Raw genomic sequence first — 5,234 nt, 5'->3', positions numbered from 1 at the left:
CTCCCGCCGTGCCCGCCACCCCCAAGCCGCCGGACTCGCAGGAAGTCCAGAAGGACCTCGAGTCCTTCAAGGCGTGGATGAAGAACCCCGCCCTGGGCAAGCTGAAGGGCTAGTCGCTGTCTGACGGGAAGGGTGTTCCCGGGACCCGCGGGAATGTCCTTCCCGGACGCAACTCACGGCCCGGGTCCCAGATAATCCCTTCAAGACTCACCTTTTTAAGGAGCTCATCCATGGCTGGAGTGAATGGCGTTGGCGGTGGTGGCAACGTTCAGCAGGCGCGCAGCTCGGGCAGCACCGACGCGGAGAAGACGAAGGTCGTCACCGACGCCCTGAGCTCCGCCGTGACCCAGCTGGAGAAGGACAAGGGCTCGCTGCGGTACCTGGGTGACAGCCGCATCGAGAAGATGAAGACCAAGGTCACGGAGGAGATGGCCACCTTCATCAAGGACAACCCGAAGGCGACCAAGGAAGAGATCAAGGCGCAGGCGGACAAGGTCATCTCCAAGCACCAGACCAACACGCTCTTCGAGAAGATCCGCGACGACAACTTCTTCAAGAACCTGATGAACCGCCGCAAGGAGCTGTTGAGCGACATGTGGGGGTAGTCTCCCACCTGTTGGCCGCTGCCCCGACTGCCGCCGGGTCACCCGCTTCCGGGTGACGGGCGGCAGTTTCCTTTTGCGGGCTCCTGGCGTTCAGCAGCAGGCGGCCGGGCAGCAAGGAGAGCTGGAAGTTCCGCCCCTGGGCGCGCGCTTCCAGTAGAACGGGCTTTTCGGGCCGGTGGCTCCCGGTGGGTCCTGTCCTCGGGAGCAGTCTTCCAGGAGGAGTCGAATGCATTGGACGAAGAATGTGGTGGCGTGGGGCCTGGTGTCGTTGCTTGGAGCTTCTGCCGCTTGCAGCTGCGGGGGTAACGGCGGTGGCACCCCGAATCCCGGCAACACGGATGCGGGCACCACCAACCCCGGCACCGTGGAGTCGAACGTGATGAAGGGCCGTGCCGTCGACAGTCAGGGCAAGGGGCTCGCCGGGGTGGAGATCACCGCCCACAACCAGTTCCAGACGGGCACCACCGTGAAGACGATGACGGGCGCGGACGGCGCGTACCGCCTGGACGTCAGCAACCCGACGGGGCCCTGGCTCGGGAACGCGACGCTGGAGACCACCTACCACGGTGCGCCCTACCGCTTCACGCTCGTCCCCGACGACTCGGCGACCTTCGCGGGCAATGTCGGCGCCCTCCGCAACTTCACCTGGAAGCTGACGGGGGCGAAGCCGGACGGTGGGAACAACGGGGGCATCGTCACGGTGTACTTCGAGAACTTCACGGACCCGGACAACCCCGGCTCCATCGTGAACGACAGCGACGTGGAGCTGACGCTCACGCCGGATGGGCCCCTGGTGGATGGTAGCGCGGGGACGACCATCACCGCGAAGGCCGAGCAGACGACGGAAGGGTACGGGCTCCCGGATGTGGCTGTGGGTCGCTACACCATCAAGGCCCGTTATACGCCCCAGGGGCAGACGCCGCGGCCGCTGCTGATCCGCGTCCGGAACACGGGGTCGTACAACCCCACCGTGACCACGGACTTCTTCCCGCTGGCCAGCACCGCGCACATCATCGAACTGAACGTGCAGTTCCCCTGACGCGCGGACGGCGGGCCCTCCCGGTGTACGGGGAGGGCCTCCGCCGTGGGTGCCGGAGCGAGGGGCGTGGGCCAAAAGCAAAGAGCCGGCCTCCAGGAAGGAGGGCCGGCTCTCTGACTGCCAGGAAGCAGCAGTGCTTACTTCAGGTTGCTGATGACCGACATCGCGATCTCGTTCAGCTTCTTCATGATGTTGCTGGCGAAGGCAACCGCCTCCTGCTGCTTCTGGAGCATCAGCTGCGCCTTGGCGCGGTCGAGGTCCACACCGGACAGGCCGGCCAGGGACTGCTGCTCGGTGGCGCTCAGGGACTGGCTGCCCTTGAAGGCGGTGGAGAGGGCGGCGGCGGAGGCGGTGGCGTTCATGGGAAGTCTCCAGTGGTTGGAAGCGGGTGTGTGCTGCGGCGCTGCTTACAAAAGGATTATGGGAGATCGGGGGCCGGAAGTTTCCTCGGCATTTCCGATTCCTATTTTTCCCCTGGTTCCGGATCCGCTCAAGCCCTCCACCAGTCCGGGTGGCGGCCTGCTCCCTCCCCAGGAAGCGCGAAGAAGGTTCCTATAGAGTCGGGGCCGTCGAGGCCGCTTGCCGGGAGGACGCACCTCATTGGAAAATTCATCCCGGGTCGCGAAACTCTGGACTCTCCCGATAGAGAATCCATCAAGAGGTTTCACCAAGCTTCTCCTTCCAGCTCGCAGCTCCCGGGGATAGACAATGGCAACTGGTGTCGGTGGTCTGAATACCCAGACCCTTAGCGTGAAGAATCCTGGTTTTGCAGGCGTGAACGACGCCACCCTCGCGAAGAACGCGAAGCTCATCGAGTCCACGATGGGCCTGGTGGAGAAGGCGCTGGCGGGCGCGCCCAAGGCCGCCGAGAAGGCCGCGAAGCCGGACCAGATGGGCCGTGCGGTGTCCACGCAGCAGACGGCCGCCGCCACGAGCTGCTTCCCCACGGAGAAGCCGGATCCGCTCGACGGCTTCTCGCCGGCGCGCACCCTGGAAGTGAAGGACAACAAGGTCACGACGCCCGGTGGCTACACCATCGAGACGATTGGCCAGTTCGAGTGGAAGGTGACCGGTCCGGACGGCAAGAGCACCCGCATCTGGGGTGACCCGCACGTGGCCGAGGGCGACGGCGGCACCTGGGACTTCAAGAAGGACACGACCTTCACCCTGGGCGACGGGACGATGATCAACGTTACCACCAAGCCCTACGGCAACGGGATGACGGTGTCCGGTCAGCTCGACATCGTGTGCATGGACAGCCACGTGCGCATCAGCGACCTGGACAAGGGCAAGGGCACCATCGGTCCCGTCCAGCAGGACGGCGTGGACGAGGCGGCGCGCTTCCACGGCCGCGAGGGCGTGGACACGGACACCGTGGAGATGGGCAACGCCACCGACGACTGGCTCTTCGAGGGCCATGAGATCATCGGTTCGGAGAACGGCGGCGAGACCCTGAAGAAGGCGGAGAACGCCACCATCACGAATCACGTCTTCGGTGGTCCCCCGAACACGATGGCCTCGCCGGGCTCCTCGTCCACGAAGACCTCCGACGCGCTGGCCGCGCTGCAGAAGCGTTTTGACGCGGTGGGTCTGACGTTCGACTCGCTGAAGAAGACCCAGACGAAGGGCTTCAACCCGTTCAGCGGCGCGGACGGCCTGGGCACCTACAACAAGGCGAAGCACAAGGACGGCCTGAAGGCGGCCTTCGACTCCGTGACTTCGATGTTGAAGGCGCTCCAGAAGATTCCGCGGTTCGATGATACCGTTCGCCCGCGCAACATCTTCTTCTAGCCGTCTTCCAACCGCGGGCGGAGTCCCGGGCTCCGCCCGCCCGAAGTGAGGTCTTCGTGAGTGCCCAGCCGCCATCCCGAGACAAGCAGCCGCCACCGTCCCGCCTGGAAGAAGAGGACGAGCGGTTGATTCGTGGTGAGATCTCACTGGGTCAGTTCCTGAAGATGCCCCAGTCGACGCTCTACCGTTGGGCGACCACCGCGCATCAGCTCCTGCAGGTGGGAAAGACGCAGCAGGCGTTGGACATCTTCAAGGGCCTCGTGGCCGCTGCACCCCACGACAGTGTCTTCCACTGTCAGCTGGGGGCGGCGCTCATGACACTGGAGCGGTTCGACGAAGCCTTCGACGCGTTCCAGCGCTCGCTCCAGCTCAACGCTGACAATGGGGATGCGCTCGTGGGCCGTGGAGAGATCCACCTGCGCCGGGGCAACGTCCCCGCGGGGCTGGCCGACTTCAGCAGCGCCATCCAGAATGATCCGACGCTCCAGCGCCGCTCGACGCAGCGGGCCCGGTCGTTGTTGGTGACGCTCAAGCAGCAGGCGGACCAGGCGCAGAAGAGCGCGACCGCCAAGACGCCTCCGAAGAAGTAGCGGCGGCGCTCCAGCTTCCCGCTTCGGCGACATCCCGATGCCCGGCCACGCGAGTGACCGGGCATCGTGCTTTTGCGGGGCGCGCGCTCAGGGCCTCCGTCGTGGGCGCCGGAGCGTGGGCGCCGGAGCGTGGGACGAGGGCCAAAAAGCAAAGAGCCGGCCTCCAGGAAGGAGGGCCGGCTCTCTGACTGCCAGGAAGCAGCAGTGCTTACTTCAGGTTGCTGATGACCGACATCGCGATCTCGTTCAGCTTCTTCATGATGTTGCTGGCGAAGGCAACCGCCTCCTGCTGCTTCTGGAGCATCAGCTGCGCCTTGGCGCGGTCGAGGTCCACACCGGACAGGCCGGCCAGGGACTGCTGCTCGGTGGCGCTCAGGGACTGGCTGCCCTTGAAGGCGGTGGAGAGGGCGGCGGCGGAGGCGGTGGCGTTCATGGGGAGTCTCCAGTGGTTGGAAGCGGGTGTGTGCTGCGGCGCTGCTTACAAAAGGATTATGGGAGATCGGGGGCCGGAAGTTTCCTCGGCATTTTCCGATCTTTTTTCCCGTCAGGAAAGAGGGCCCCGGAAATTCGGGCTGCTTGCCGGGACGCACCCTCTTTGGAGGTTGTGCCGATAACAGACTAAGCTGTCCGCGCCCGAAGCCACCCCAGTCCCTCGGTGGTCGGTTGCGGGCCCACGTCCTCCTGTCCTCCCTGTGAGGGACCCGCGCTGATGACGACCGAATCCAAGGCTCCGGTGTCGAACGACAACACCCGGCCGCTGTCCGGCCCGGAGATGCTCGAGCGGGCCACCGAAGGCTTCAACCTGTTCCAGGACGGGCAGTTCAACGAGTCGCTGGGGCTCTTCCAGCAGCTGGCCTCGTTGGATCCGTCAGAGGCGTACTTCCAGACGGCCCTGGGGGCCTGCCATCTGGCGCTGGAGGATCTGGACGCGGCCGTGGCGTGCTTCAACCGCGCCATCGAGCTGGACCCGTCCGACATCACCCCCTTCGTCAACCGGGGCGAGGCCTTCCTGCGCCAGGGCCGGGTGACGGACGCCGCCCGTGACTTCCAGCATGCCGTGTCGCTGGACCCGGAGGACAAGGACCCCTTGAGCCGTCGTGCGCGCATGCTGGCCGCCGCGGCCCTGGAGAGTTCCGACGAGGGCGCGGAGGCCGAGGCCCCCGAGGACCGCTCGTAGCTTTCCCCCGCAGGCCCCTCCCTCGCCAGGGG

The 5,234-nt window shown here is 65.7% G+C and carries 7 protein-coding genes; 5 read left to right on the top strand and 2 right to left on the bottom strand.

Going from position 1 to position 5,234, the window contains the following annotated elements; genetic code table 11:
- Positions 1–230: 230 nt before the first annotated feature.
- Together D7V93_RS37225 and D7V93_RS37220 are read left to right on the top strand one after the other, a co-directional pair.
- Positions 231–605, top strand: a complete 375-nt coding sequence (locus D7V93_RS37225) for a hypothetical protein (RefSeq protein ID WP_120647861.1) — start codon at positions 231–233, stop codon at positions 603–605.
- Positions 606–831: 226 nt separating this feature from the next.
- The gene (locus tag D7V93_RS37220; RefSeq protein ID WP_120647860.1) at positions 832–1,644 is read left to right on the top strand and encodes a carboxypeptidase-like regulatory domain-containing protein; all 813 of its coding nucleotides are present in this window, start codon (positions 832–834) and stop codon (positions 1,642–1,644) included.
- A gap of 137 nt (positions 1,645–1,781) precedes the next feature.
- Here D7V93_RS37220 and D7V93_RS37215 read toward each other — a convergent pair whose 3' ends face one another.
- Positions 1,782–2,006 carry a hypothetical protein gene (locus tag D7V93_RS37215; protein WP_120647858.1) on the bottom strand — a complete coding sequence of 75 codons (225 nt, stop codon included), beginning with the start codon at positions 2,004–2,006 and terminating at the stop codon, positions 1,782–1,784.
- A gap of 412 nt (positions 2,007–2,418) precedes the next feature.
- Between D7V93_RS37215 and D7V93_RS37210 the strand changes: the two genes are divergently transcribed.
- Complete coding sequence (locus D7V93_RS37210; RefSeq protein WP_244237734.1) at positions 2,419–3,435, top strand: DUF1521 domain-containing protein; 1,017 nt, start codon at positions 2,419–2,421, stop codon at positions 3,433–3,435.
- Between the two features lie 56 nt (positions 3,436–3,491).
- Positions 3,492–4,025 carry a tetratricopeptide repeat protein gene (locus D7V93_RS37205; RefSeq protein ID WP_244237733.1) on the top strand — a complete coding sequence of 178 codons (534 nt, stop codon included), beginning with the start codon at positions 3,492–3,494 and terminating at the stop codon, positions 4,023–4,025.
- Positions 4,026–4,233: 208 nt separating this feature from the next.
- Here D7V93_RS37205 and D7V93_RS37200 read toward each other — a convergent pair whose 3' ends face one another.
- The gene (locus tag D7V93_RS37200; protein WP_120647858.1) at positions 4,234–4,458 is read right to left on the bottom strand and encodes a hypothetical protein; all 225 of its coding nucleotides are present in this window, start codon (positions 4,456–4,458) and stop codon (positions 4,234–4,236) included.
- Between the two features lie 276 nt (positions 4,459–4,734).
- Between D7V93_RS37200 and D7V93_RS37195 the strand changes: the two genes are divergently transcribed.
- Positions 4,735–5,202 (top strand): tetratricopeptide repeat protein, encoded by a 468-nt coding sequence (locus tag D7V93_RS37195; RefSeq protein WP_120647857.1) that lies wholly within the window; start codon positions 4,735–4,737, stop codon positions 5,200–5,202.
- The last annotated feature ends 32 nt before the right edge of the window (positions 5,203–5,234 follow it).

It is taken from the genome of Corallococcus llansteffanensis, assembly GCF_003612055.1.
GTDB lineage: Bacteria > Myxococcota > Myxococcia > Myxococcales > Myxococcaceae > Corallococcus > Corallococcus llansteffanensis.
This window is presented reverse-complemented; position numbering and strand designations above follow the sequence as displayed.

Bases quoted from the DNA above. Each gene is read 5' to 3' on its own strand.
- D7V93_RS37195 (WP_120647857.1), top strand. From the start codon at position 4,735: ATGACGACCGAATCCAAGGCTCCGGTGTCGAACGACAACACCCGGCCG.
- D7V93_RS37220 (WP_120647860.1), top strand. From the start codon at position 832: ATGCATTGGACGAAGAATGTGGTGGCGTGGGGCCTGGTGTCGTTGCTT.
- D7V93_RS37215 (WP_120647858.1), bottom strand. From the start codon at position 2,006: ATGAACGCCACCGCCTCCGCCGCCGCCCTCTCCACCGCCTTCAAGGGC.
- D7V93_RS37225 (WP_120647861.1), top strand. From the start codon at position 231: ATGGCTGGAGTGAATGGCGTTGGCGGTGGTGGCAACGTTCAGCAGGCG.
- D7V93_RS37200 (WP_120647858.1), bottom strand. From the start codon at position 4,458: ATGAACGCCACCGCCTCCGCCGCCGCCCTCTCCACCGCCTTCAAGGGC.